The sequence below is a fragment of the Vitreoscilla sp. C1 genome (assembly GCF_002951955.2).
Classification (GTDB): Bacteria; Pseudomonadota; Gammaproteobacteria; order Burkholderiales; family Neisseriaceae; genus Vitreoscilla; species Vitreoscilla stercoraria.
On sequence record NZ_CP019644.2, the window covers coordinates 105,980 to 130,135 of the forward strand.

Annotated in this window: 21 protein-coding genes and 4 pseudogenes; 17 read left to right on the forward strand and 8 right to left on the reverse strand. The window is 44.4% G+C overall.

Annotated features, from left to right (window positions below):
• The first annotated feature begins 49 nt into the window (after nt 1-49).
• From ADP71_RS00550 to ADP71_RS00560, 3 genes are all read left to right on the forward strand, one after another.
• Nucleotides 50-1,249 (forward strand): acetyl-CoA C-acyltransferase, encoded by a 1,200-nt coding sequence (locus ADP71_RS00550; RefSeq protein ID WP_019958283.1) that lies wholly within the window; start codon nt 50-52, stop codon nt 1,247-1,249.
• Nucleotides 1,250-1,774: 525 nt separating this feature from the next.
• Nucleotides 1,775-3,064: a 4-aminobutyrate--2-oxoglutarate transaminase gene (gene gabT, locus ADP71_RS00555; RefSeq protein WP_019958284.1), complete on the forward strand. Its 1,290-nt coding sequence runs from the start codon at nt 1,775-1,777 to the stop codon at nt 3,062-3,064.
• Between the two features lie 77 nt (nt 3,065-3,141).
• Complete coding sequence (locus ADP71_RS00560) at nt 3,142-4,623, forward strand: NAD-dependent succinate-semialdehyde dehydrogenase (RefSeq protein ID WP_019958285.1); 1,482 nt, start codon at nt 3,142-3,144, stop codon at nt 4,621-4,623.
• Between the two features lie 54 nt (nt 4,624-4,677).
• Here ADP71_RS00560 and ADP71_RS00565 read toward each other — a convergent pair whose 3' ends face one another.
• A complete protein-coding gene (locus ADP71_RS00565) occupies nt 4,678-5,883 on the reverse strand; it encodes an HNH endonuclease (RefSeq protein ID WP_019958286.1) in 1,206 nt (401 codons plus the stop codon).
• 433 nt (nt 5,884-6,316) lie between these two features.
• Between ADP71_RS00565 and ADP71_RS00570 the strand changes: the two genes are divergently transcribed.
• The 13 genes from ADP71_RS00570 to ADP71_RS00630 all read left to right on the forward strand — a co-directional run bounded on the left by ADP71_RS00570 (nt 6,317) and on the right by ADP71_RS00630 (nt 17,150).
• The gene (locus ADP71_RS00570) at nt 6,317-6,859 is read left to right on the forward strand and encodes a hypothetical protein (protein WP_019958287.1); all 543 of its coding nucleotides are present in this window, start codon (nt 6,317-6,319) and stop codon (nt 6,857-6,859) included.
• A gap of 224 nt (nt 6,860-7,083) precedes the next feature.
• The gene (recO, locus tag ADP71_RS00575; RefSeq protein WP_019958288.1) at nt 7,084-7,806 is read left to right on the forward strand and encodes a DNA repair protein RecO; all 723 of its coding nucleotides are present in this window, start codon (nt 7,084-7,086) and stop codon (nt 7,804-7,806) included.
• An 8-nt stretch (nt 7,807-7,814) separates the two neighbouring features.
• The gene (pdxJ, locus tag ADP71_RS00580) at nt 7,815-8,558 is read left to right on the forward strand and encodes a pyridoxine 5'-phosphate synthase (RefSeq protein ID WP_019958289.1); all 744 of its coding nucleotides are present in this window, start codon (nt 7,815-7,817) and stop codon (nt 8,556-8,558) included.
• A gap of 8 nt (nt 8,559-8,566) precedes the next feature.
• Nucleotides 8,567-8,944: a holo-ACP synthase gene (gene acpS, locus ADP71_RS00585; protein ID WP_026353545.1), complete on the forward strand. Its 378-nt coding sequence runs from the start codon at nt 8,567-8,569 to the stop codon at nt 8,942-8,944.
• Nucleotides 8,941-9,702 (forward strand): NUDIX domain-containing protein, encoded by a 762-nt coding sequence (locus ADP71_RS00590; RefSeq protein WP_019958291.1) that lies wholly within the window; start codon nt 8,941-8,943, stop codon nt 9,700-9,702. The genes acpS and ADP71_RS00590 overlap by 4 nt, the downstream gene beginning before the upstream one ends.
• Complete coding sequence (locus ADP71_RS00595) at nt 9,699-10,130, forward strand: hypothetical protein (RefSeq protein ID WP_019958292.1); 432 nt, start codon at nt 9,699-9,701, stop codon at nt 10,128-10,130. Before ADP71_RS00590 ends, ADP71_RS00595 begins: the two co-directional genes overlap by 4 nt.
• A 66-nt stretch (nt 10,131-10,196) precedes the next feature.
• Nucleotides 10,197-10,517 carry an accessory factor UbiK family protein gene (locus ADP71_RS00600; protein WP_019958293.1) on the forward strand — a complete coding sequence of 107 codons (321 nt, stop codon included), beginning with the start codon at nt 10,197-10,199 and terminating at the stop codon, nt 10,515-10,517.
• A gap of 12 nt (nt 10,518-10,529) precedes the next feature.
• Nucleotides 10,530-12,044, forward strand: coding sequence for a YifB family Mg chelatase-like AAA ATPase (locus ADP71_RS00605; protein ID WP_019958294.1), 1,515 nt, complete (start codon nt 10,530-10,532; stop codon nt 12,042-12,044).
• A 64-nt stretch (nt 12,045-12,108) separates the two neighbouring features.
• On the forward strand, nt 12,109-12,927 hold the full coding sequence (locus ADP71_RS00610) for an SPOR domain-containing protein (protein ID WP_081619558.1): 819 nt from the start codon (nt 12,109-12,111) through the stop codon (nt 12,925-12,927).
• A 40-nt stretch (nt 12,928-12,967) separates the two neighbouring features.
• A complete protein-coding gene (locus ADP71_RS00615; protein WP_019958296.1) occupies nt 12,968-13,651 on the forward strand; it encodes a thiol:disulfide interchange protein DsbA/DsbL in 684 nt (227 codons plus the stop codon).
• Nucleotides 13,652-13,733: 82 nt separating this feature from the next.
• Nucleotides 13,734-14,546: an undecaprenyl-diphosphate phosphatase gene (locus ADP71_RS00620; protein ID WP_019958297.1), complete on the forward strand. Its 813-nt coding sequence runs from the start codon at nt 13,734-13,736 to the stop codon at nt 14,544-14,546.
• A 130-nt stretch (nt 14,547-14,676) separates the two neighbouring features.
• Nucleotides 14,677-15,837, forward strand: a complete 1,161-nt coding sequence (locus ADP71_RS00625) for an ATP phosphoribosyltransferase regulatory subunit (protein WP_019958298.1) — start codon at nt 14,677-14,679, stop codon at nt 15,835-15,837.
• Nucleotides 15,838-15,857: 20 nt separating this feature from the next.
• Nucleotides 15,858-17,150, forward strand: a complete 1,293-nt coding sequence (locus tag ADP71_RS00630; RefSeq protein WP_019958299.1) for an adenylosuccinate synthase — start codon at nt 15,858-15,860, stop codon at nt 17,148-17,150.
• Nucleotides 17,151-17,230: 80 nt separating this feature from the next.
• Here the strand turns inward: ADP71_RS00630 and ADP71_RS00635 are convergent.
• From ADP71_RS00635 to ADP71_RS00645, 3 genes and pseudogenes are all read right to left on the reverse strand, one after another.
• Nucleotides 17,231-18,631, reverse strand: a pseudogene (locus ADP71_RS00635) (polysaccharide biosynthesis protein); the annotation flags it as partial.
• A 27-nt stretch (nt 18,632-18,658) separates the two neighbouring features.
• Entirely contained in the window at nt 18,659-19,912 is a 1,254-nt protein-coding gene (locus tag ADP71_RS00640) for an IS256 family transposase (RefSeq protein WP_104931213.1), read from the reverse strand.
• A 103-nt stretch (nt 19,913-20,015) separates the two neighbouring features.
• Nucleotides 20,016-20,381: pseudogene (locus ADP71_RS00645) on the reverse strand (LysR family transcriptional regulator); the annotation flags it as partial.
• Between the two features lie 461 nt (nt 20,382-20,842).
• Here ADP71_RS00645 and ADP71_RS00650 point away from each other — a divergent pair.
• Complete coding sequence (locus ADP71_RS00650; RefSeq protein ID WP_019958802.1) at nt 20,843-21,496, forward strand: OmpA family protein; 654 nt, start codon at nt 20,843-20,845, stop codon at nt 21,494-21,496.
• Nucleotides 21,497-21,603: 107 nt separating this feature from the next.
• Here ADP71_RS00650 and ADP71_RS00655 read toward each other — a convergent pair whose 3' ends face one another.
• The 4 genes and pseudogenes from ADP71_RS00655 to ADP71_RS13170 form a co-directional block, all read right to left on the reverse strand.
• The gene (locus tag ADP71_RS00655; RefSeq protein ID WP_019958801.1) at nt 21,604-22,113 is read right to left on the reverse strand and encodes a C40 family peptidase; all 510 of its coding nucleotides are present in this window, start codon (nt 22,111-22,113) and stop codon (nt 21,604-21,606) included.
• Nucleotides 22,114-22,174: 61 nt separating this feature from the next.
• Nucleotides 22,175-22,609 carry a hypothetical protein gene (locus ADP71_RS13160; protein ID WP_443089122.1) on the reverse strand — a complete coding sequence of 145 codons (435 nt, stop codon included), beginning with the start codon at nt 22,607-22,609 and terminating at the stop codon, nt 22,175-22,177.
• Nucleotides 22,610-22,705: 96 nt separating this feature from the next.
• Nucleotides 22,706-23,098, reverse strand: a pseudogene (locus tag ADP71_RS13165) (ATP-binding cassette domain-containing protein); the annotation flags it as partial.
• 114 nt (nt 23,099-23,212) lie between these two features.
• Nucleotides 23,213-24,103: pseudogene (locus ADP71_RS13170) on the reverse strand (ATP-binding cassette domain-containing protein); the annotation flags it as partial.
• Between the last annotated feature and the right edge of the window lie 53 nt (nt 24,104-24,156).

The following is a 24,156-nucleotide window of genomic DNA, read 5'->3' on the forward strand; positions in this document are numbered from 1 at the left end:
CCTGTAAAGGTTTACAGGACGCTTAAAAAACGAATTTGGAGATAGTTAAATGACTCAATTGAGAGATGCTTATATTGTTGCGGCAACCCGTACACCAGTTGGCAAAGCCCCACGCGGTATGTTGCGCACGACCCGTCCTGACGACATGTTGGCGCACGTGATCAAAAGTGTGATTGCACAAGTGCCTGAATTTGATTTGCGCGACATCAACGATGTGGTGGCGGGCTGTGCTTTCCCTGAAGCGGAACAAGGCTTGAACATGGCACGTATTGGCGTGTTGCTCGCTGGTTTGCCTAACACCGTTGGCGGTATCACCATTAACCGCTATTGTTCATCAGGCGTGAATGCCTTGCAAATGGCGGCTGACCGCATTCGCACAGGTGAAGCTGACATCACCATCGCCGCAGGCGTGGAATCCATGTCGATGATTCCGATGATGGGCAACAAAGTCGCTTTGAACCCTGCTATTTTTGAAAAAGATGAAAACATTGCGATTGCTTATGGCATGGGTTTGACCGCTGAAAATGTTGCAAATCAATGGAATATTTCGCGCGAAGACCAAGATGCTTTTGCTGTGGAAAGCCATCGCCGTGCTTTAGAAGCGATTGCACAAGGTAAATTCAAAGCTGAAATCAGTCCGATTGAAGCGATTTACCGCTCTGCCAATTTGCAAACGCGTGAAGCGCAAATTGTGCGCAAATTGTTAGACACCGATGAAGGTCCACGTGCAGGCACTTCTTTGGAAGGTTTGGCGAAATTGCGTCCTGTATTTGCGGCCAAAGGCTCTGTGACTGCGGGCAACTCTTCACAAATGTCCGACGGCGCAGGTGCGTTGTTAGTGTGTTCGGAAGAAGCTATGAAGCGTTACGGTTTCACGCCATTGGCGCGTTATGATGGTTTTGCGGTGCGTGGTGTGCCGGCTGAAATCATGGGCATTGGTCCTAAAGAAGCGATTCCTGCGGTATTGAAGTCTTCAGGCCGCTCTTTGGCTGACATCAAATGGATGGAGTTGAACGAAGCGTTTGCTGCGCAAGCGTTGGCAGTGATTCGCGATTTGGAATTGGACACGCAAATTGTCAATCCAAATGGCGGCGCGATTGCTTTGGGTCATCCGTTGGGCGCCACTGGTGCCATTCGTGCAGCGACTGTGATTCACGGTATGCGAGGTCGTGGTGAAACAGGTTATGGCATGGTGACGATGTGTATCGGCACAGGCATGGGTGCGGCAGGTTTGATTGAAGTTTTGTAATTGTAAAGTTTGATTCCCGTTTGCCCTCTTGAGAATTCGAGAGGGTTTTTTTATGCGTGTGTGATAAAAAATTGGCAGGAAAAAGACACTCAAATCAGTTGGAATCCAGTGCATTTTAAAATTTCTGTTGCCATTGCAATGAATAGGGCTGTCTTGAAACGTTTGTTATGAATTTTGAATAATATATTGAGTGAGGATGTGGCTAAAGTGCAGTATTCAAACTGAGTATAAATGTTTATAGATTTGAATTATTGAAGAAAAATAAGTGATTTGGTAAGCCAGTTGGCATTCTGATTATGATGAAATTAATTATTTACATATTCATTATTGTTTCACTTGTCGAAACAGTAATTTGACTGGTGAAATTTATTTTGCATTGTATCTTGATTTCTTGATGTGGTTATGAGAGGCTTTTATAGAAAATAGGATGCAAGATCAAACCTCAAACCGCGCTTTACAGGTCGCCTTTAGGTGTTTTGAAAGCGTTGTTGTCAGACACACAACTTATCATAGTTAGGATATGCAATGAACAAGACTGAAATTACCCAACGTCGTCAAGCAGCCACCGCTCGTGGCGTGGGCATCATGTGCGATTTCTACATCGAAAAAGCCAAAAATGCAGAGTTGTGGGATACCGATGGCAATCGTTATATTGACTTTGCAGGTGGTATTGGTGTGTTGAATACTGGTCATTTGCATCCTAAAGTGCAAGCAGCCGTGGCAGAGCAATTGAACAAATTCAGTCACACTTGTTATCAAGTTGTGCCTTACGAAAGTTATACTTTGGCAGCAGAGCGCATCAATGCCAAAGCGCCTGTTAACGGCACAGCCAAAACATTCTTCTTAACGACTGGTGCAGAAGCAGTAGAAAACGCAGTGAAAGTAGCGCGTTCTTATACAGGCCGCCCAGGCGTGATTTCTTTCCAAAGTGGTTACCACGGTCGTACCAATTTGACTTTGGGCATGACGGGCAAAGTGGCTCCGTACAAATTGGGCTTTGGTCCATTCCCAGCAGACATCGTGCACGCACAATACCCAAATCCATTGTACGGCGTGAGTTCAGAAGACGCTTTGGCCAGCTTGAAATTGCAATTCAAAACCACGATTGACCCAAAACAAGTGGCTGCCATCATCATCGAGCCGATTCAAGGTGAAGGCGGTTTCAACGTCACGCCATTTGATTTCTTGCAAGGCTTGCGCGATTTGTGTGATGAACACGGCATTGTGTTGATTTTTGACGAAGTACAAACAGGCTTTGCACGTACGGGTACTTTGTTTGCAACCGAGCAAACGGGTGTGAAGCCTGATTTGATTACCATGGCCAAATCTTTGGCAGGTGGTTTCCCGATTTCTGGCGTGGTAGGCAAGGCTGAAATCATCGATGCACCTGCTGCAGGCGGCTTGGGTGGCACTTACGCAGGCAGCCCATTGGGTTTGGCGGCTGTTTTGGCGGTGTTGGATGTCATTGAAGAAGAAAAATTGTGCGAACGCTCACAACAATTGGGCGACCAATTGCGTGCACGATTGGAAAGCTTGCAAGAAGCAGTACCACAAATTCGCGTGGTACGTGGTTTGGGCGGTATGATTGCGGTTGAATTCATGAAGCCAGATACCAACGAACACGATCCAGAATTCACCAAACGTGCGCAAACACACGCTTTGGAAAACGGTTTGATTTTGCTCACTTGCGGTATGTATTACAACGTAATGCGCTTCTTATTCCCAGTAACGATTGAAGACGAAGTGTTTGCAGAAGCATTAGACACATTGGAAGCTGCTTTGAAATATGCAGCGACTCAAGCAGCGACTGCTTAATTCCCATTGCGCCAAAAGGCGTCCTGTAACTTACAGGGCGCCTTATTGATATCAAAATATACGAAGGATGATTCAGTATGACTCAAGCAGCAGACATTGCATTGCAATTGAAAGACAGCGCTTTATTCAAAAACCAATCTTATATTAATGGTGAATGGTTGGATGCCGACAGTGGCGAAACCGTTGAAGTGACCAATCCTGCTAATGGTGAAGTCATTGGTACTGTGCCGCAAATGGGTCAAGCAGAAGCGGATCGTGCCGTTACTGCGGCATCTGCGGCATTGAATGCGTGGAAAAACAAATCAGCCAAAGAACGCAGCCAAATCTTGCGCAAATGGTTTGATTTGATGATGGAACACCAAGAAGATTTGGGTAAAATCTTGACCATCGAACAAGGCAAGCCTTTGTCAGAAGCCAAAGGCGAAATCGCTTATGGCGCCTCTTACATTGAATGGTATGCCGAAGAAGGCAAGCGTATTTATGGTGACATTATCCCATCATTGGGCTTGGACAAACGCATTTTGGTTACCAAACAGCCCATTGGCGTGTGTGCCGCCATTACGCCTTGGAATTTCCCGAATGCGATGATTACACGCAAAGCTGCGCCAGCTTTGGCAGCAGGTTGTACATTTGTGGTGCGTCCTGCATCGCAAACACCGTTTTCGGCTTTGGCCATTGCTGAATTGGCAGACCGTGCAGGCATTCCTAAAGGTGTGTTCAACGTGTTAACAGGCAGTTCTAGCCAAATTGGCCAAGTGTTGACCAAAGACGACCGTGTGAAAAAATTCAGCTTCACAGGTTCCACTGAAGTCGGTCGCAAACTGATTGAACAATGTGCATCTACGGTGAAAAAAGTATCGATGGAATTGGGCGGCAATGCACCATTTATCGTGTTCAATGATGCTGATTTGGATGCGGCAGTGGAAGGCGCGATGATTTGCAAATTCCGCAATGCAGGTCAAACTTGCGTGTGCGCGAACCGTATTTACGTTCAAAGCGGCGTATATGACCAATTTGTCGCGAAATTCAAAGCAGCCGTAGAAAAATTGTCTATTGGTAGCGGTTTGGAAGCGGGTGTGAATTTTGGTCCTGTGATTGATGCCAATGCAGTGAAAAAAGTGGAAGAGCATATTGCTGATGCCACGAGCAAAGGCGCGAAAGTCGAAATCGGTGGTCAGCCACACGCATTGGGCGGTTTGTTCTTTGAACCGACCATTGTGACGGGTGCGACTCAAGAAATGCAATTTGCCAAAGACGAGACGTTTGGTCCATTGGCACCTGTGTTTAAGTTTGAAACTGAAGCAGAAGTATTAGAGTGGGCGAACGATACCGAGTTTGGTTTGGCGTCTTACTTCTATACTCGCGATATTGGCCGCATTGTGCGCGTGTCTGAAGGTTTGGAATACGGCATGGTGGCGTTGAATACGGGCATTTTGTCTAACGAAGCCGCACCATTTGGTGGCGTGAAACAATCTGGCTTGGGTCGTGAAGGTTCGAAATACGGCATTGAAGATTATGTTGAAGTGAAATATGTATTGTTGGCAGGCTTGGACAAGTAATTCATTTTCATAGCATATTCAAAAGCGTCCTGTAACTTACAGGACGCTTTTTTGTCATGAGTGTAAACATGCTTGTACCTCGTAATGGAATTTACAATCGCTCATGCGGGTGGATTTTTCGGTGAAGAATGCTGCAAATTCATTTTCTCGATAGTGTGAATCCAAGGCTGTGAAGCTTAAAATTAAGCCTTGGTCTGAGTCTTCAAATGGGGCTAAATGTAGTTTTTTTTGTGCATTGATGGGCAAATCGGACAGCAAACACACATCCAACAACATCAACACATGATTGATGGAAATAAAACAAATGACTTTGCCCAGTACATGGGTGATGCCGATGTTGATGCTTAAAGGCGAGGTCAATAAGGCCGAAACTTCTGTATGGCTATCTGTATGTAATTGGTATTGTTTTAAAACGGCTTCTGGCAAATTGGGATTTTTTATATTGTGTAAGAGTTTGGTGGCAATAGGATGTTGTAAAAAATCTTCTCCCAAGTAAGCGGTGAATAAACCCAATGACAAACGCGATAAAAAACGGGTGGCTTCTTGGATGGTGGGTTTGTTTTCAAAGCTTAATGAAACTTGGTTTTGTAATGGTAATAAGGCTTGGAATGGATGTTGGCAATTGGATTGCCATATGCATTTGGCTTGATAAGGCTTTAATTGCTTATTCAGTTGCTGTTGTAATATACGCCATGATTTGGATGCAGTGTCTGTGTTTTTGGGCGGGCTCACATGAATCAACAATGTCATTTTTTGAATGTGCTCAAATTGTTTGCGCACCGATTTTGCGGCTAAAACAATGTCTTCTATGCTCACTTGTTGAATGGTTTGAGGATTAAAAAACAAATACATGGTCGAAGATTGGGCGGACTTTGGCGATGCTGTATGGGATTCTGACTCTACATGACGATGGCGTTTTTGCCAGAATAAAAGATGGTGTGAGTAGGCGTGGTATTCGATGCATTCATCGTTTGGAATGTGATTTTCTAAACTGGGATATTGCTTGAAATCTAGTATTTCAGGTGTGGGCGTTGTTTGATTGAATATTTTGAGCATTTCCGTTTGTAATAAATAAGAATGTAAAAAGGGTTCGTCTATTTGTTTGCTTAAAAGATGATGACAATCGTCACACAATGCCACATGCCTGAGTTTATTGGCACTGTGAGTGCCGCCTAAAGCCATGGGTATGACTGCTTCTGTGAGCGTGGGCTTGTTTTGCTCTTGGCAGATATAACAAGCTTTGTGGAAATGATTCAACATGGTTAATCCTTTGGGTTTTGTAATTGATATGGATATTTTTAAATGCAATGTGAATTTTATCTTGTCTTTTTAAGAGATTGACTTTAATCAAATAAGTTGCTTATTTGTTGAAATTCTAGTCAAATCATAGGTATAAGTAGCAATAAGTGTGCTGTAGGAAAGGTGCAGAATGCTGATAAGGTGCCGTATGAAAATGTCTTGATGGATGTATAAAACTGTATTTTCGTATGGATTTTTTTAATGTGTTTTAGGGTGCTTGGCTTTCACAGGTTTTTTCTTGGGTTTTAGAATGGGATGTTTGTTTTTGGTTAAACGTTACAAATAAGTTGTTCTAAAAATAGCTGGATTAAGTCAAAACTCACCAACCGTTGTAAGGCTTACTTGCAATGAAATAGGTGTATGACGTGCCGTCACGATGAGAAAGAGGTGAAACATGTTGGAAAATATCAAAAGGCTTTCCGAGAAAAGCAAATTAGACACTCAATTGCAAGAAGCCCGTCAAGTGCGCAGCAGGGCGGTTCAATCGGTATTGGAAACTTATTTAGAACATCAAAAAAGGGTGTTAATGCAGGCTTTGAATCAACATGGTTTTGAGGTGGTGGTATTTGAAAACCAGCGGGTGATTAAGGCGGAAATTGGCAGTTTGATGTTGCGCTTTCAATTGCCTGATTTGGGAACACGTTATTTGGGTGCTTTGTCGGTATTGGAATTGTCGGTACACAATGGCACACGGCGCAAAGAGTTTAAAATTTTCATTAAATTGAACCAAACAGAGCAGAAAAACAATGTGCCGATTTTGGTGAAAGATCAAGATGCGAATATGGTGATGGATGCCATTGCAGCGTATCGTGATTTAAGCCATGTCAAAGAAGAAAATTTGGTGTCGCAATTGTTTGAAATCCCGATTTTGGCGGCAACGCCTTTGGGTGTGGACAATTGGGATAAATTAACCGATGTGGCTTTAAGCAAATGCTAAAGCCATAGCATTAATCCTTTTATAATGAATGCCATCAAGCGTCCTGTAAATATTTACAGGACGCTTTGTCATACTTTTGATGGTTTAAATGCATCTCTTATTGCGGGAAATACAATGAAGCGAGGACACGGAGTCTTTGCTATAATTGCCTTCACAATATCTATTTGAAGTGTCTGATTTTGAGTCGACAATCTACCGCCAAAATCCGCGTGGATGGGCAGCCGATGTTTGTTTTGTCTAGCAGCCCGTGGCGCGAATCCAGCTTGGCTTTGGAAGTGTTTAGCCGAGATTATGGGCGTTTGTCCTTGATTGCTCGGAGTGCTCGCAAACGACAAAGTGATTTGCGTGGTGTGTTGATGCCGTTTGTACCTTTACAGGCCGCTTGGTTTGGTCAAAATGAACATTACACTTTGCATACCGCACAATGGTTAGGTGGTTGGGCACAGCCTACAGGACAGGCTTTGATGAGTGCTTGGTATGTGAATGAATTGTTGCTCAAATTGACTGCGCGCGAAGATGCGATGCCGCATTTGTATCAAGGTCTGTGTGAGGTGATGCAGGCTTTGAGTTTCAATCAACAGACTGCCCAAGCCTTGCGTCAATTTGAATGGTGCTTATTGCAAAGCTTGGGCGTGGCACCTGATTTGCGCCAAGATGAGCATGAGCAAGCATTGGATGCACACAGCCAATATTGGATGCGTCCTGAAAATGCACCATTTAAAATCGGTTCGGATGCTCGTATCAATCACATGCGTGATGCAGTTGTGGTAACGGGCGCGACTTTATTGGCATTGCAAGGACAAACACCTTGGAGCGATGTCGCCCACAAAGAGGCTTTGCGTTTGAATCGCAGCCTCATTCAATTTCGATTGCCGCAAGGCTTGCACAGCCGTGATGTTTTGCAGCAATTACAACAATGGAAACAAGACCTCAACCTTCATTTGTAGGAGTCAGTATGTTATTAGGTGTCAATATCGACCACGTAGCGACTTTGCGCAATGCGCGTGGAACCACTTATCCTAGCCCGTTGGAAGCGGCTTTGTTGGCGGAAACGCATGGTGCGGATTTGATTACTTTGCATTTGCGTGAAGACCGTCGTCATATCAAAGATGCGGATGTGGCGTTGATTAAGCAAGTGTTGAAAACCCGCATGAATTTGGAAATGGCATTGACCGAAGAGATGTTGGCGCATGCTTTGGTTATTCAACCTGAAGATGTGTGTTTGGTGCCTGAAAAGCGGGAAGAGGTGACCACAGAAGGCGGTCTGGATGTGGTTGGGCAGCGTAAAAAAGTCGCTAAATATGTGAAAAAACTCAAAGAAGCAGGCATTCGTGTGTCTTTGTTCATTGATGCTGATGCCGATCAAATCATTGCCGCGCATGAAGTTGGCGCGCCTGTGATTGAATTGCATACGGGCGCTTATGCCGATGCTGACAATCATGAAAAACAAGCTTATGAATTGGCACGCATTGCTGCAGGGGCGGAATTGGCGGCGGAATTGGGTTTGGTGGTCAATGCAGGACATGGCTTGAACATTCACAATGTTACACCGATTGCGCAATTGTCACACATTCGTGAATTGAATATTGGTCATGCTTTGATTGCACAATCGGTATTTTTGGGCTTGCCTGAAGCCATTCGACAAATGAAAGAAGTGATGCACCGCGCACGTACTTTGGCAGCGATTCAAGAAGGGTAATGGTTGTAATGATTTATGGTATTGGTACGGATATGGTGGATGTAAAACGCATCGAGCGTTTGTATGAACAATACAAAGATGCGTTTGCTTTGAAAATTTTATCGCGCTTGGAATATTTGGAATGGCAAAGCCATCCGCAGCCTGTGGCATTTTTGGCCAAGCGTTTTGCTGCCAAAGAAGCAGTGAGCAAAGCTTTGAATACGGGTCTGCGCTCGCCTGTGAGTTTGGCTAATATTGGAGTGGTACATGATGCATTGGGCAAGCCTGAATTGTGGTTTGATGAATCTTTGCAAATTTGGTTGGACGAACGAGGTGTCAAGAATGTGCATGTGAGTTTTACCGATGAAGCACATTATTGTTTGGCATTTGTGGTGGCAGAAAAATGAGTGTGAAGTTGACCCATGTGGTTGCGGCGGTGATTTTGAATGAGCGTGGCGAATTTTTATTAAGCTCGCGTCCTGAAGGTAAGGCATATGCTGGATTTTGGGAATTTGCAGGCGGTAAAGTGGAAGCAGGTGAAACCGAATTGGCGGCTTTACAGCGTGAATTGCACGAAGAGCTCGGCATTCAAATTGCTGCTGCGACACCGTGGTTGACCAAAACGTATCGCTATGAACATGCGCATGTGTATTTGCGTTTTTTCCGTGTATTGCCGCAGCAATGGCAAGGCGAGATTCAATGTCGTGAGCAGCAACAATATTCATGGCAACAAGCAGGACGTTTTGATGTGGAGCCGATGTTGCCTGCCAATGGCCCGATTTTGCGTGCTTTGAGTTTGCCTTGGTTGTTAAAAGGGCGTCCTGAAAGCGGTTGGCGTGGTCAAAATGGTGTGGGTGAGGTGTGGATGGCGTTTGATGTGGCCGCTGATGTGGTTTTACACACAAATATGCACTTGCCTACTGTCCAAACAGAAACTTTACATTTGCTGCCTTGGTCTGTGTCTGCGCAAGAATGTGCGGGGGATGGTTGGTGGTGGCGTCCTGTTGCTTTGTCAGATATTGAGACGTTGTGTGTTCAATTGCGCAAGCGTCCTGTAGACATGCCTATGGTGGTTTTGCTTGATGAACATTTAATGAATCAGGCATCGATACTGCAAGACTTGGGTGTGCATGTGGCTGTGACAATGGCAGAGGATACGGCATGAAAAAACATGTATTGTTATTGATTGCCATTGTTATTGTGGCAGCGATTATGGCAAAAATCATTGCGGTGGTGGCGTTTACCGATACCAAGACTGTTCAAGCTTTGGATGCGCCACAAATCACATGCGAGCTGGAAAAAAATTGCGTTTTGGATGCGCAAACCCAAGTGAAAAGTTTGGAGCGTTTGCGTTTGAATCAACCATTTCATGTGGTGTTGCAATCGAATACACCTGTTGAAGAAGTGTCTGTGAGTTTCAGTATGACGGACATGGAAATTGGTTATAACCGTTATAAATTAACGACTGAAGATGGCAAAACATGGAAAACGGAAATCAAACTGCCATTTTGTACACTCAGTCGTGCCGATTACATTGCCACATGGCGTGTGGGTGGGCGCAAATATGAAAGTTTGTTGAATGTCACTGATTAATGTGGGCAAGCTGGTTTTGCATTACAATGAGGCTGAATTCACCATCTTGATACAAAAGGAATTGTCATGATTGCAAAAAAAATCTTGGAAGAAATTTCGTCTAAATTGGGCGATACCATTGCACAAAGTCCTGCCAAAGACATCGAAAAAAACGTCAAAACCTTGATGGGTTCGGCTTTTAATCGCATGGATTTGGTGACGCGTGAAGAGTTTGATATTCAGCAACAAGTGTTGATCAAAACCCGTGAAATGTTGGGTAAATTAGAACAACGTGTGGCTCAATTGGAAGCGGCGCAAGGTTTGACTCAAGTGGAAACGGCAGCTTCGGTAGATACGGCATCTGCTGAAGCTGAAGCGTCTGTGACAGAGGACAAAGCCGCTTCATAAAAGGAGTCTGACATGTCGTTGGCAATGGTGTATTCGAGGGCTTTGACTGGAATGAACGCACCTTTGGTGGAGGTAGAAGCCCACTTAGCCAACGGCTTGCCTGCTTTTAATTTGGTTGGCTTGCCAGACACGGAAGTCAAAGAAAGTCGTGAGCGCGTTCGTGCTGCGATTGTACAATCAGGATTTGAATTTCCTACCAAAAAAATCACGGTCAATTTGGCACCTGCTGATTTGCCCAAAGATTCAGGTCGCTTTGATTTGCCGATTGCGATTGCCATTTTGTTGGCATCAGGTCAAATCAAACCACAACAAACAGACATTTTACAATTTGAATTTGCTGGAGAATTGGCGCTTTCAGGACGCTTGCGACCGATTCGAGGCGCTTTGGCGATGGCTGTGGCTTGTGCTAGCCACCAACGAGCATTTGTTTTGCCTAGTGTGAGTGCAGAGCAAGCGGCATTGTTGCCTGATGCGACGGTGTATGCTGCCGAAAGCTTGAGCCAAGTGGCAGCGCAATTGAATGGTTTGCAGCCGTGGCAAATAGCGCAATATGATGGTGTGGCGCAAACGCCCGAAGCATTGTTGGATTTGGTCGATGTTAAGGGTCAGCACAGCGCACGTTTTGCATTGGAAGTGGCTGCGGCTGGTGGGCATCATTTATTGATGTTAGGGCCGCCAGGCACAGGGAAATCCATGTTGGCGCAGCGTTTGCCCAGTATTTTACCCCCTTTGAATACGCAAGAGCGTTTGAGTTTGGCCAGTATTCGTTCTTTATTGATGCAGAAAACAGCCGATGTTTTGCCTGCGCATCGTCCTTTTATTGCACCACATCACTCTGCTTCATTGGCTTCATTGGTCGGTGGTGGCTCAGACCCTAAGCCTGGCGCGGTTTCTTTGGCGCATCACGGCATTTTGTTTTTGGATGAGTTGCCAGAGTTTGACCGAAAAGTATTGGAATCTTTGCGTGAGCCATTAGAGCAAGGTGAAATTCACATTTCTAGAGCCAAAAGCCATGTGGTATTTCCTGCACAATTTCAATTGGTCGCAGCGATGAATCCTTGTCCTTGTGGTTTTTCAGGACACCCCAGTAAGCCATGCCGTTGTTCTGTGGAAAGCATACAACGCTATCGAGGGAAAATTTCAGGACCTTTGTTAGATCGCATGGATATTATTATTGAAGTACCTGCTTTGGGGCATGATGATTTGATATTGAAAAGCATACCTGAAAGCAGTGCGGCTGTTAAAATGCGTGTACATGACGCTTACATTTTACAACAGCAGCGACAAGGTAAGAGCAATGCGGCTTTAGGGGTTGCGCAATTGCAAAGCTTGGCAAAAATTGAAAATGATGCGCAAGCTTATTTGTCAAAAATAATCAATGATTTGGGCTTGTCTGTGCGTGTGTTTCATCGTTTGTTAAGATTGGCCCGTACCTGCGCAGACTTGCAAAGAAATGATACAGTTAAGGTTCAGCATATCATTCAGGCAATACAGTTGCGAAGGGCGGGGTCAAATCGCTTTAGTTAACATTTAAAACTTGGTAACATAACGCCGATTCTGTCATTCTGCGTTCAGAAAGTACATATTTAATATGAATAAAAAAATGTATCAGCGACAAAGCAAGTCTAAGTCATCGGGGAAAACTTTGACAGGGATTTTGATTGGTTTGATTTTGGGCGCTGTCATTATTGCGGTGTTGTTATGGTTTTTGAATCAAAATCGTGTGCCAACAGAGCCGCAAAAAACATCGCAAAACAAAGATGTCGAAATTATGATTCCCAATCAAGCCGTTTTGCCTGATACGCGAGAGATTTCGGGGTCTGTGGCGTCGGCAGTATCGGTGGTGGAAGAGTCTGTCAGTGGTTGGATAGAGGTGGATGAGGGGCTAGATGAGGCGGATAAATCAGTCAGCTTGTCGCCTGTGATTTTGCCTTCGTCTAAGTCTGAAACAGGACAATCCTCATTGACTGATGAAAAAGCTAAGGACAAACCCGAGCTAAAAAAACAGCCTGAAGTGAAAAAACCAGTTGAACACAAAGCGCCTGTAGCACCAGAGAAGATTAAACCAAGCGCAGAGCAGATTTTAGAGCACGGTAGCGTAGAAAAAGCGCGTGCCGCAGCAAAAACTGAGACTGTTGCGAAAGAAACACCACCTAAAAAAGAAGCTATAAATAAAAAAGCAACGTCCGCCAAAGTGCAAGCGGGTTCTTATGGTAAAACTGAGCAGGCTGAGGCACAGCGTGCGAAGTTGGCATTATTGGGTATTGCTTCACATATCGAGTCCGCTCAGGTGAATGGCAAAACAGTACACCGTGTGCGTACGGAAACTTTGAGTGGCGAGCAAGCAGCTCAAGTGCGTCAAAAGTTACAACAGCAAGGCATTGATGCTATTACGGTAAGTGGCCAATAAACGGTGCGCATCATCAAATAGAAATGCATAAGGAAATAACATGTTACAAAAATGGATTGCAACTGCGGTATTAGCGCTGGGCTTTGTGGGTGTGTCGCAAGCGGCATTGGTTGAGGGGCAAGACTTTGCAGTATTGCCTAAACCTGTACCTCAATTGCAACAGGATAAAATTGAAGTTTTAGAGTTTTTTGGCTATTTCTGTATTCATTGTAAGAACTTAGATCCTACTTTGTTAGCCCATGTGAAAAAAATGCCAAGTGATACTTATTTCCGTGGTGAACATGTGGTGTGGCGACCTGAAGACATTGGTTTGGCGCGTATTACAGCAGCGGTGAATGCTTCTGGTTTAAAATACCAAGCCAACCCTGCGATTTTCAAAGCAGTGATGGATGAGAAGATTAATTTAAGCAATCCTGATGTGTTTAAAGATTGGGTTGTGAAACAAACGGCATTTGATGGTCAAAAATTATTGGCAGCTTACAATGGTTTTCAAAATCAAGCTGAAGCCAAAGCGATGGCGCAATTAAGTGCAGACCATGCCATCCAAAGTACGCCAACGATTATTATTGGCGGCAAATACCGTTTGTTATCTCAAGACATGAATAAATTGGATGAATTGATTGATAAGGTACGTCAAGAGCGTGGTATGCCAGCGGCACAAATCAAAGCGGCAGTGAAAATGCCTGCAACTGGTGCTCGTTTGGCTAAGGCCGCTAATCAATAAACTGAGTGAAAATCAATTTTTGTAGTAGGGCAGCTTATGACAAGCTGCCTTTTTTAGTGCATGCGAGATATCTTGAGGTTGAATGATGAGTTTTTTTGAAGCGATTTTGATTGCAATTGTTGAAGGGTTAACTGAGTTTTTACCCGTTTCTTCAACGGCACATATGATTTTTACCAGTTCATTTTTTGGTATACAAGAAGATACCTTTGTCAAAATGTTTATGGTGTCGATTCAGTTAGGCAGTATTTTGGCTGTGGTTGCCATGTATTGGAAACGCTTTTTTGGCGCCAATAGTAAGCTTTTTTATGTGAAGTTAGCTTTTGCAGTGTTGCCTGCTTTGGTATTAGGTAAATTGTTTGATGATGCAATTGAAGCGGTGTTGGGCAGCCCTCGCCCTATTGCGGTGATGTTAATCATAGGTGGTGTGGTTTTGTTGTTTATAGACAAAGTTTTTCAAAACCCAAGCATTCATTCGGAGCAAGAAATCAGTATTAAAAAAGCAGTGGCGATTGGTTTTTGGCAATGTTTGGCAATGATGCCTGGTACCAGTCGTTCGGCAGCATCTATTATTGGTGGTATGCAGCAAGGTTTATCACGACAAGCTGCTGCAGAATTTTCATTTTTCTTAGCGGTACCAACCATGTTGGCAGTGACCACTTATTCTTTGTTTGTCAAAGAGTGGGGATTAGAAGGTGAGGGCTTGACTGGGGTTGAAATGATGATGGAAACGCCACAGAATTTGTGGTTGTTTTTAGTCGGAATGGTTGTGGCATTTGTGGTCGCAATGATTGCCATTAAGTTTTTTATAGGCATTATCAAGCGTTATGGTTTTAAACCGTGGGGTTGGTATCGTATTGTAGTGGGTATTGTTTTATTGGCTTATTTCAGTTTTTAAGCTTTAAAAATCTATTCAGGCAGCTTTTTACTGTGATTTTGGCGCAGCTGTGCTATTATTGAGTGTAAAAAACTGTCGGAGGTGGGTGCAAACCCCGCCTTTTATTTTGTATAAAAAAAGAGAGTTCCTCATGCAATCTTGGCAATTACCTGAATACATTGCCGATATCCTGCCGTCTACTGCACGGCAATTGGAAAGTGCTAAAGAAGCACTACTAGGTCTTTTCAGGGTACACGGTTATGAGCTTGTTAGCCCTCCTTTACTCGAATACACATCTTCCCTTTTATTAGACATTGATGATGGCTTAGCATTGAAAACCATCCGTATTGTTGACCAAATCAGTGGTCGCCAATTGGGTTTGCGTGCTGACATCACCCCACAAGTGGCGCGTATTGATGCTCATTTGTTGTCTGCCAATGATGGTATTAACCGTTTGTGTTATGCAGGTTCGGTTATCCATGCACGTCCAGACAGCTTGTTGAGCACGCGTGAGCCTTTGCAAGTGGGTGCGGAATTGTATGGTTATGAAGGTATTGAGGCTGATGTTGAAATCATTGACTTGATGTTGAAAACATTGAAATTAGCACATGCAAAAAATGTGTATTTGTCATTGGGTCATGTGGGAATTTTTCAAGCATTGGCTGACAAAGCGCAACTCACTGTCGCACAAAGTCGTGAATTATTGTCTTTAATGAAAGACAAAGACAGTGAGGCTGTATTGGCGGCAATGGCTGGTTGGGATATTGACACCATTTGGAAGCAAACTTTTGCGGTATTGCCAACTTTGTATGGTGATGTGGAAACAGTCTTGAGCCGTGCTAAAACTGAATTGCCTGCGATTAAAGGTGTTCAGGACGCTTTGGATGCATTGAAAACCATTTGCAAACAGTTTAAAGAATATAAAGTGCATATCGACTTGTCGATTTTACGCAATGATTCTTATCACACGGGTTTGTTGTTTGCAGCTTATGCGCCAGGTTGGTCTGATGCTTTGGCTCGTGGTGGTCGTTATGATGGTTTGGGTCATCAGTTTGGCCGAGCACGTCCTGCGACAGGCTTTAGCTTAGATTTGCGTGATTTGATTGAAGTGTTGCCACAAAAACCAGCCAAACAAGGTATTAAAGTGGCGGCTCAATGGGCAGTGGATGCCAAAGCCTTTATGGATGAGTTGCGTGCGCAAGGCGAAGTGGTTGTGATTGATTATGTGGGTGACGATGCCAATACATTGCATTGTGACCGTGAATTGGTATTAAAAGACGGGGCATGGATGACTGTGCCTTGTAATTGTTAATTTTGAAGTAGGAATAAACAATGGTTAAGAATGTTGTTGTAGTTGGCTCCCAGTGGGGCGATGAAGGTAAAGGCAAAATCGTTGACTGGTTAACCGACCAAGCCAGCGGTGTGGTGCGTTATCAAGGCGGTCACAATGCGGGACACACTTTGGTAGTCGGCGGTAAAAAAACCGTTTTGCGTTTGATTCCAAGCGGCATCTTACATGCAGGCAAACGTTGCTTCATCGGTTCAGGTGTGGTGGTTTCTCCTGAAGCTTTGTTGAAGGAAATGGCCGAATTGGAAGAGGCTGGTATCGATGTTGCGAAGCAGTTGACTATTGCGCCAACTTGCCCATTGATTTTGCCATACCATGTGGCTTTGGATCATGCACGTGAAGCGGCCAAAGGCGACAAAAAAATCGGTACAACTGGTCGCGGTATTGGCCCAGCTTATGAAGATAAAGTAGCGCGTCGTGCGGTTCGTGTGATGGATTTGTTCCAGCCTGAATTGTTGCGTCAAAAAATCGAAGACGTTTTGGCGATTTATAACTGCCAATTGGTTGGTTTGTACGGTCAAGAAGCCATTGAAGCAGATGCGATTTATGATTTAGCTATGAGCTTGGCTGAAAAAATCCGTCCTATGGTCGGTGACGTTTCTCGTACTTTGTACGAAATCAATGAGCGTGGCGAATCTATTTTGTTTGAAGGTGCGCAAGGTACGTTGTTGGACATCGACCACGGTACTTACCCATACGTTACTTCATCTAACTGTGTGGCTGGTGCTGCTTCTGCAGGTGCTGGCGTGGGTCCTCACAAATTGCATTATGTTTTGGGCATCGTTAAAGCTTACACCACTCGTGTGGGTTCAGGTCCATTCCCAACAGAATTGTTTGATGATATCGGCGCAGGCTTGGCAAAACGTGGTAATGAGTTTGGTGCGGTTACAGGTCGCCCACGTCGTTGTGGTTGGTTCGATGCGGCTTTGATGAAGCGTTCGATTCAAGTGAACGGCATTTCAGGTATGTGCGTGACCAAATTGGACGTGATGGATGGCATGGATGAAATCAAAATCTGTGTTGGCTACACATTGCGTGGCGAAACGGTTGATATTTTCCCATTCGGTGCGGACGATGTTGCTGCTTGTGAGCCTATTTACGAAACCATGCCAGGTTGGACTGAATCAACCTTCGGCGTGAAAACGTATGATGCATTGCCTGACAATGCCAAAGCTTACTTGGCGCGTTTGGAAGAAATTTGTGGTGCTAAAATCGCCATCATTTCAACGGGTCCAGACCGTGAAGAAACCATCGTTTTGGAACACCCATTCAAATAATTTGAATGTTGTTTTAAAATAAAGAAAGCGTCCTGTAAATGTTACAGGACGCTTTTTCATGCTGGGATATCAATATAGTATTAAGTAGAGGTCAATTGTTTGGCTTGCTGCTGCCAAACCAAATCACACAACGCATCGGCAGGTGTGAAAGCGGTTGGCGCTTCTATTAACAAATTGCGTACTTCTTCATAATTGCTATTGCGGCAAGCTTGGTCTAAGCGTTCTAATAAAGCTTCTAACTCTGACCATGGCAACATGATTTCATTGGCCGTCATGATGCGTTCATGCGTGCTGCGTGTGACGTTGTCACCAATGAGCAATTCTTCATACAGTTTTTCACCAGGGCGTAAACCTGTAATTTGAATTTCAATGTCACCGTGTAAGTTGTTCGCATCACGAATTTCCAAACCACTTAAACGAATCATTTGTTTGGCCAAATCAATGATTTTGACCGATTCACCCATATCCAATACAAAGACATCGCCACCTTTACCTAATGCACCAGCTTGAATCACCAATTGCGCTGCTTCGGGAATGGTCATGAAGTAACGGGTAATATCTTGATGGGTTAAGGTAATAGGGCCACCAGCTTCAATTTGCTTTTCAAATACAGGAACCACCGAGCCAGATGAACCCAATACATTGCCAAATCGTACCATGCAAAAACGGGTTTCGTGGTCAACTCGAGCGGCCAAAGCTTGTAATACCAATTCAGCCATGCGCTTACTCGCTCCCATGGTATTGGTAGGACGTACCGCTTTATCGGTTGAAATCAATACAAAAGTTTCTACTTTGGCTTCAATGGCTGCAAGCGCACAGTGTAAAGTGCCATAAATATTATTACGCACACCTTCAATCGTATTGAACTCCACCATTGGCACATGTTTATAAGCTGCTGCATGGTAAATGGTTTGTACATCATAAGCATGCATGACAGTGAATAAGCGCTTTTGATACTGTACCGAACCGAGTAAAGGAATCAGTTCGATATTAAGACCTTTGGCATTGATGTGCTCGCGCAATTCTTTTTCTATGCTATATAGCAAAAATTCAGAAAGCTCAAACAACAGCAAAGCCTTGGGCTGGTTGGCAATGATTTGACGGCACAGCTCAGAGCCAATGGAACCACCCGCACCAGTGACCATGACAATTTTATTCATGATATTGGCTTGAATCAGTTCTGCAATCGGTTCAACAGGCGTACGTCCTAGTAAATCGATGACCGAAACCTTTTTTAAACTTTGGATGCTGATTTTGCCTTCTACCAGCTCTAACATGCCGGGGATGGCGAGTACTTCTAAGTTTAATGGCTCTAAAAACTCTAAAATTTCTTTTTTGCTCTCGCGGCTCAAGCTAGGAATGGCCAGTAGAATTTTTTCTACATCATATTTCTGCACCAATTGTTGTATTTGCTGGGGCGAGTAGACAGTCAAATTATTGACAGTTGTATATTGCCTTTGAGCATCATCATCCACAAAAGAGTTATTGTCAAATCTGGTGTATGGCATTCAGGCCGCTTTCTCTGTTGATTGCTCGTCTTCCTGCTTGCCATCTTTGAAGATGACGTTGTTGACCACCAAGGTCAATAAGTTGAATCCTTGAATCCGGCGCCAACGCTTTTGGGCCGTTTCCAATAATTTGTACACCATCGCCAAAGTGGTTTCTCTGGAACCGCAGTTTTTAGCCCGCTTACTACGCAATCGTACGGTAGCAAACGTGGATTCAATCGGGTTGGTGGTGCGGATGTGCGTCCAATGCACATTTGGAAAGTCATAGAATGCCAATAACTCTTCTTCATCCTTCACCAGTTTGTTAATGGCTTTGGGGTATTTGTCACCAAAGCGAGCCACTGTTTGTTTGAAGGCTTGTTCTGCACTTTCTTTGGTTTCGGCCATCCAAATTTCTTTCAAAGCCTCTCGCAATTTGCCTTGTACCGATTTGGGTACGGCTGCCAACACATTGGCCGTTTTGTGCACCCAACAGCGCTGATGTTTGGTGTCTGGATAAGACTTGGCCATGGCATTCCAAAAGCCCAACGCACCATCGCCGACCGCCAATTTTGGACTGGTTTCCAAACCCCTCAAACGCAAGCCTATCAACACTTCTGACCAACTGACTTCAGATTCCCGATAACCATCTTCAACCGCCACCAACTCTTTATGTCCTTGATCAGTCACACCAATGATGACCAGCAAACACAGTCTATCGTCCAATCGCACATTGCTGTAAATGCCATCGGCCCACCAATACACATAGCGTTTGCCCTTTAAATCCCGCTGGCTCCATTGCCGATGTTCGTCCGTCCAATGTTGCTTCAAACGACTGATGGTATTGGCTGACAAGCCTTTGGCCTGCTCTCCCAATACAGCCGCCAAAGCTTGTTGGTGGTCACCTGTGGAAATGCCTTTCAAATACAGCCATGGCAGCAATTCTTCGATGCTTTTGGTACGTTTCAAATAAGGCGGCAACAATTGACTGTTGAAACACACACCGTCACCACTGCGATCTCGTACCTTCGGCACTTTCACCTGTACATCACCAATGCCAGTCTGCACTGTTCGTTCCGGCAAATAACCATTTCTGACCAATGCTTGGCGACCATCGGGAAGTTTCTTGGGTGAGTGTTGCTCCAGCAAAATCTGCAATTCGGTTTCAACTGCTTTGGCAATCAACTCCCTGGCTCCCTGACGCAGCAAATCGGTCAATGGGTCATTGAATGTTTGCTGTGGTTGTACGAATGCATTTGGGTTAGAATCAGTCATGGCGTATTCCTTTTGTTGGTTGAAATCTTTGGTCGGAAATCAATCAACAGGATACGCCTTCTTCATTTGTTCGTCATACACCAGAAATGACTATAGCTCATTGGACTTTGGGAAAACGTGTAACAAATTCGCTGATGATTTGCGGCAATACGTAACGCGCTTGCGTGTGTGTGGTGGCGATGGTCAAAGAACCTGCATCTTGCTCGGAAAATTCTGCACCGATTTTTTTGATGTTTTGTGCATCGCGCAAAATGCGTTCGGCAATTTGTAAGACTTGTTTGCCCGGTTCTGATACCGCGACGACTCTTTTACCATTGCGGATGAAAATTTGTATGCCTAACTCATCTTCTAACAAGCGAATTTGTTTGGAAATGCCCGGTTGAGAGGTAAACAACGCTTTTGCTGCTTCAGAGACATTTAAATTGTGCTTGTAAACTTCGAGGGTGTAACGCAATTGCTGTAATTTCATGTTGTTATGCTTTCAACGTAAACCATACCGCAGGGTGATAGAAAAAGTGACACCGCATTGTCATATTGATGAAGAACCAATCTTTCAATTTAGACAGACCATCTTGATTATTTTGAGCAACATTTTAGCATTATTTGGCGATGACTTCAGGTCGCTTGCATGTAATAAGTTAATGATAGAATATTGCTCAAAACTGTTGTGTATAGCCTACATCATCAACGATATGTTTGGATTAATGTTGTATTAAAGTGACAAAAGAGGTATTTTTTACCCCATGTTCTGTAAGGGTAGTTTTGGCGAGTACTTTGGTTTATGAAGATTGTATTGACAGTTTTCAGCCTTATTCTTATAGTGCTTACTTGACATACCTGGTGCTTCGCCTATTAGGGCAAGTTAGATTTTTGTAATCGCTTATGCAGTCTCAAGTGTTGCATAAATGAAATTTTAGATGAGGGAAAACCATGACCAAACAGATTAAATTGGGTGCCTTGATTGCTGCACTTGTTGCTTCTGCCGGCGCAATGGCGCACGAAAAACCGGGCTACACCATCAGCGAACAATCACGTGAAGTGGTTCGTAATAGCTTTGGTGAATGCTGGGAAAACACTTACTTGAACAAAGCAACTAATGGCTTGGTTGAGTGTGGTGATAAAGTTGCTGACAAACAACCAGAATACGAAATGGTTTCTGAAACCGTTCGTTTGACTTCTGAATTCTTGTTCGGCTTTGACAAATACAACTTGCGTCCTGAAGCAGTGACTACTTTGGATACCTTGGCTTCTCGTTTGTCTCAAACCAACGTACAAGCTGTGCGTGTTGAAGGTCACACAGACTTTATGGGTACTGACCAGTACAACCAAGCTTTGTCTGAGCGTCGTGCTAACACAGTATCTAACTACTTGGTAAGCCGTGGCGTGCCTGCTAGCAAAATTGCTGCTGTAGGTTTGGGTGAAAGCCAACAACAATTGCAAGCTCAGTGTCAAGCTGAAGTAAACAAATTGGGCAAAAAAGTATCTGCTGCGAAAAAACGTGCTGCTTTGATCGCTTGTATCGAGCCTGATCGTCGCGTAGATGTTCACATCCAAACTTTGGTTGAGAAAAAAGTAGCTCAATAATATTTTATTATTGAACTCATCAAAAAGCCCGCTTTGTGCGGGCTTTTTAGATGCATATACAAGCGTCCTGTAAATGGTTTACAGGACGCTTGTGTTATTTGTAAGACTTAGCGCATAAAAGTGCGTGCACCTGTAAAGCGTTGGGCAAAATAAGGGCTGTCTAAGCGTGCAATGCGGATGGTGCCGTTGCTGCTGGGCGCATGTAAAAATTCTTGGTTGCCCAAATAAATGCCCACGTGTGAATAAGTGCCGCCACCTGTATTGAAAAATACCAAGTCGCCGCTTTTCAATTGTGTTTTGGAAATGTTGTGGCTGCTAGCGGCAATGTCACGTGCGGTGCGTGGCAGTGCAGTTTGTGTGGCTTGTTGATAGACATATTGCACCATGCCACTGCAGTCAAAACCGTTGCGGTCGCTGCCGCCATAGCGATAAGGCGTACCTACCAAAGAAAAAGCTTGAAACCACACTTCTTGGCGAGTATTGGGATGGTCTGGTATGCTGATTTTGGCGCGAGAAGACGTGGTTTGAGAGGCTTTAGGAGCGGTTTTGGGCTTGGAGCTACAAGCACTCAAAGTCAAAGCGAGTGTTAAAAAAATGGCTGTGCTAAGAATGCGCATGTGCTGCTCCTGAAGAAACATAACAACATGGCATACCTTAACACAGCATGACAATTAAGTGTTAAGACGACATCAAACCGTTTTGCTTGTTTTCCAAATATTCCCAACGGTCGAGTTGTTCTAACAAATCTTCTTCAATTTGCGCAATGCGCTCTTGCGCCGCCACTGCTTCTTGATAACGGTCTTTGAACACATCAGGCTCTAGCAACAAAGCATTCAAATTGCTTTGTTCTTGTTCCAAATCGGCAAGCGTTTGTGGCAAAGCATCCAATTCACGTTGTTCTTTGTAGGATAATTTTACCGTACGGGCGCTTTTATCGCGTGCCACCGCTTTTTTGGTATCGGTTTCGTTAGTTTTGGCGGTGTTTTGGCTTTGAATAATTGCCAGTTCTCGTGCTTTGGCGTCTTGGTAGTCTTGATAGCCACCAATGTATTCTTTCAGGACGCCTGCGCCTTCAAAGACGATGCTTTGAGTAATGACATTGTCCAAGAACATACGGTCATGGCTGACCAAGAAAACGGTGCCATCGTAGTCTTGTAACAAACCTTCGAGCAATTCTTGCGTGTCGATGTCCAAATCGTTGGTCGGTTCGTCCAAGACCAAAATATTGGCAGGTTGGGTGAACAATTTGGCTAATAATAAACGGTTGCGCTCACCACCTGACAACGATTTCACAGGCGATTGGGCGCGCGCTGGATGGAATAAAAAGTCTTCCAAATAACTCATCACGTGCTTGGTTTTGTTGCCCAAGGTCACATAATCATTGCCCTGACCCAAAGTGTAAAACACGGTGTCTTCTTCGTTTAAAGCCGAGCGGAATTGGTCAAAATAAGCCACTTGTTGCTTGCTGCCGATTTTGATTTTGCCGCTGGTTGGTTGTAATTCGCCCAAAATCAATTTCAATAAAGTGGTTTTGCCAATGCCATTCGGGCCAATCAAGCCGATTTTGTCGCCACGCTGAATTACAGTAGAAAAACTTTTCATGATGTCGCGTTCCGGAAAAGAGAACGAAGCATGTTCGAGTTCGGCAATGATTTTGCCGCTTTTTTCGCCACTGTCGAGTTTGAAATTGACTTGTCCTTGTACATCGCGGCGGGCTGCACGGTCACGGCGCAATTGCTCTAAACGTTTGACGCGGCCTTCGTTGCGGGTGCGACGTGCTTCGATGCCTTTGCGTATCCACACTTCTTCTTGCGCATGGAATTTGTCGAACAAGCGATTTTGCTCGGCTTCGGCAGCCAATTCTTGCGCTTTGATGTTGTTGTATTGCTCGAATGTGCCCGGATAGCTGCGCATCGTGCCTCGGTCGAGCTCGACAATGCGTGTGGCAATGGCATTCAAAAAGCGGCGGTCATGGGTAATCACCACCAAGCTGCCTTGAAAGCCTTGTAATAAGGTTTCGAGCCATTCAATCGCTTCAATGTCCAAATGGTTGGTGGGCTCGTCCAATAGCAATAAATCGGGTTTTTGTACCCAAGCTTGTGCCAATGCCACCCGTTTTTTCTGACCACCTGACAAATTGCCGATGATTTCGTTTTCAGGCAAACCCAATTGCGCCAAAGTTTGTACAATCAAGCTGTCAAATTGCCAGCCATTGCGGCTTTCAATTTCCAATTGCAAGTGATTCAATTGTTTTAATAAATCGGCATTGCTTGCATCATATGCCAAAGCTTCGCTGACACGATGGTAGTCGTGTAAATAAGTTTTGAGTTCGCCCAAGCCTTCAGCCACCACATCAAATACGCTCGTTTGTGGGTCGAAGAATGATTCTTGCGGCACATACACGACTTTCAGGTCGCTTTGTAAGACCAAATGACCGTCGTCTAAATGGTAAACATCGGCTAAAATTTTTAAAAAAGAGGACTTGCCTGCACCGTTGCGTCCAATCAAACCAATGCGTTCACCTTGTTCGAGATGAAATTGTGCTTGGTCTAACAAAGCCACGTGGCCGACAGCGAAACAGGCGTTATCAACGGAGAGTATGTTCATGAAATGCGCAATCCAAAATGTGCCAACAGGCAAAGAAGCTTATTTTACCGCAA

What these genes read in the sequence shown, in the direction of transcription:
- ADP71_RS00625 (WP_019958298.1), top strand. Translation starts at nt 14,677, where the DNA reads ATGCAATCTTGGCAATTACCTGAATACATTGCCGATATCCTGCCGTCT.
- ADP71_RS00650 (WP_019958802.1), top strand. Translation starts at nt 20,843, where the DNA reads ATGACCAAACAGATTAAATTGGGTGCCTTGATTGCTGCACTTGTTGCT.
- ADP71_RS13160 (WP_443089122.1), bottom strand. Translation starts at nt 22,609, where the DNA reads ATGTTCTTGGACAATGTCATTACTCAAAGCATCGTCTTTGAAGGCGCA.
- ADP71_RS00640 (WP_104931213.1), bottom strand. Translation starts at nt 19,912, where the DNA reads ATGACTGATTCTAACCCAAATGCATTCGTACAACCACAGCAAACATTC.
- ADP71_RS00605 (WP_019958294.1), top strand. Translation starts at nt 10,530, where the DNA reads ATGTCGTTGGCAATGGTGTATTCGAGGGCTTTGACTGGAATGAACGCA.
- recO (WP_019958288.1), top strand. Translation starts at nt 7,084, where the DNA reads ATGTTTGTTTTGTCTAGCAGCCCGTGGCGCGAATCCAGCTTGGCTTTG.
- pdxJ (WP_019958289.1), top strand. Translation starts at nt 7,815, where the DNA reads ATGTTATTAGGTGTCAATATCGACCACGTAGCGACTTTGCGCAATGCG.
- ADP71_RS00620 (WP_019958297.1), top strand. Translation starts at nt 13,734, where the DNA reads ATGATGAGTTTTTTTGAAGCGATTTTGATTGCAATTGTTGAAGGGTTA.
- ADP71_RS00630 (WP_019958299.1), top strand. Translation starts at nt 15,858, where the DNA reads ATGGTTAAGAATGTTGTTGTAGTTGGCTCCCAGTGGGGCGATGAAGGT.
- ADP71_RS00570 (WP_019958287.1), top strand. Translation starts at nt 6,317, where the DNA reads ATGTTGGAAAATATCAAAAGGCTTTCCGAGAAAAGCAAATTAGACACT.
- acpS (WP_026353545.1), top strand. Translation starts at nt 8,567, where the DNA reads ATGATTTATGGTATTGGTACGGATATGGTGGATGTAAAACGCATCGAG.
- ADP71_RS00610 (WP_081619558.1), top strand. Translation starts at nt 12,109, where the DNA reads ATGAATAAAAAAATGTATCAGCGACAAAGCAAGTCTAAGTCATCGGGG.
- ADP71_RS00565 (WP_019958286.1), bottom strand. Translation starts at nt 5,883, where the DNA reads ATGTTGAATCATTTCCACAAAGCTTGTTATATCTGCCAAGAGCAAAAC.
- ADP71_RS00615 (WP_019958296.1), top strand. Translation starts at nt 12,968, where the DNA reads ATGTTACAAAAATGGATTGCAACTGCGGTATTAGCGCTGGGCTTTGTG.
- ADP71_RS00560 (WP_019958285.1), top strand. Translation starts at nt 3,142, where the DNA reads ATGACTCAAGCAGCAGACATTGCATTGCAATTGAAAGACAGCGCTTTA.
- gabT (WP_019958284.1), top strand. Translation starts at nt 1,775, where the DNA reads ATGAACAAGACTGAAATTACCCAACGTCGTCAAGCAGCCACCGCTCGT.
- ADP71_RS00550 (WP_019958283.1), top strand. Translation starts at nt 50, where the DNA reads ATGACTCAATTGAGAGATGCTTATATTGTTGCGGCAACCCGTACACCA.
- ADP71_RS00590 (WP_019958291.1), top strand. Translation starts at nt 8,941, where the DNA reads ATGAGTGTGAAGTTGACCCATGTGGTTGCGGCGGTGATTTTGAATGAG.
- ADP71_RS00595 (WP_019958292.1), top strand. Translation starts at nt 9,699, where the DNA reads ATGAAAAAACATGTATTGTTATTGATTGCCATTGTTATTGTGGCAGCG.
- ADP71_RS00600 (WP_019958293.1), top strand. Translation starts at nt 10,197, where the DNA reads ATGATTGCAAAAAAAATCTTGGAAGAAATTTCGTCTAAATTGGGCGAT.
- ADP71_RS00655 (WP_019958801.1), bottom strand. Translation starts at nt 22,113, where the DNA reads ATGCGCATTCTTAGCACAGCCATTTTTTTAACACTCGCTTTGACTTTG.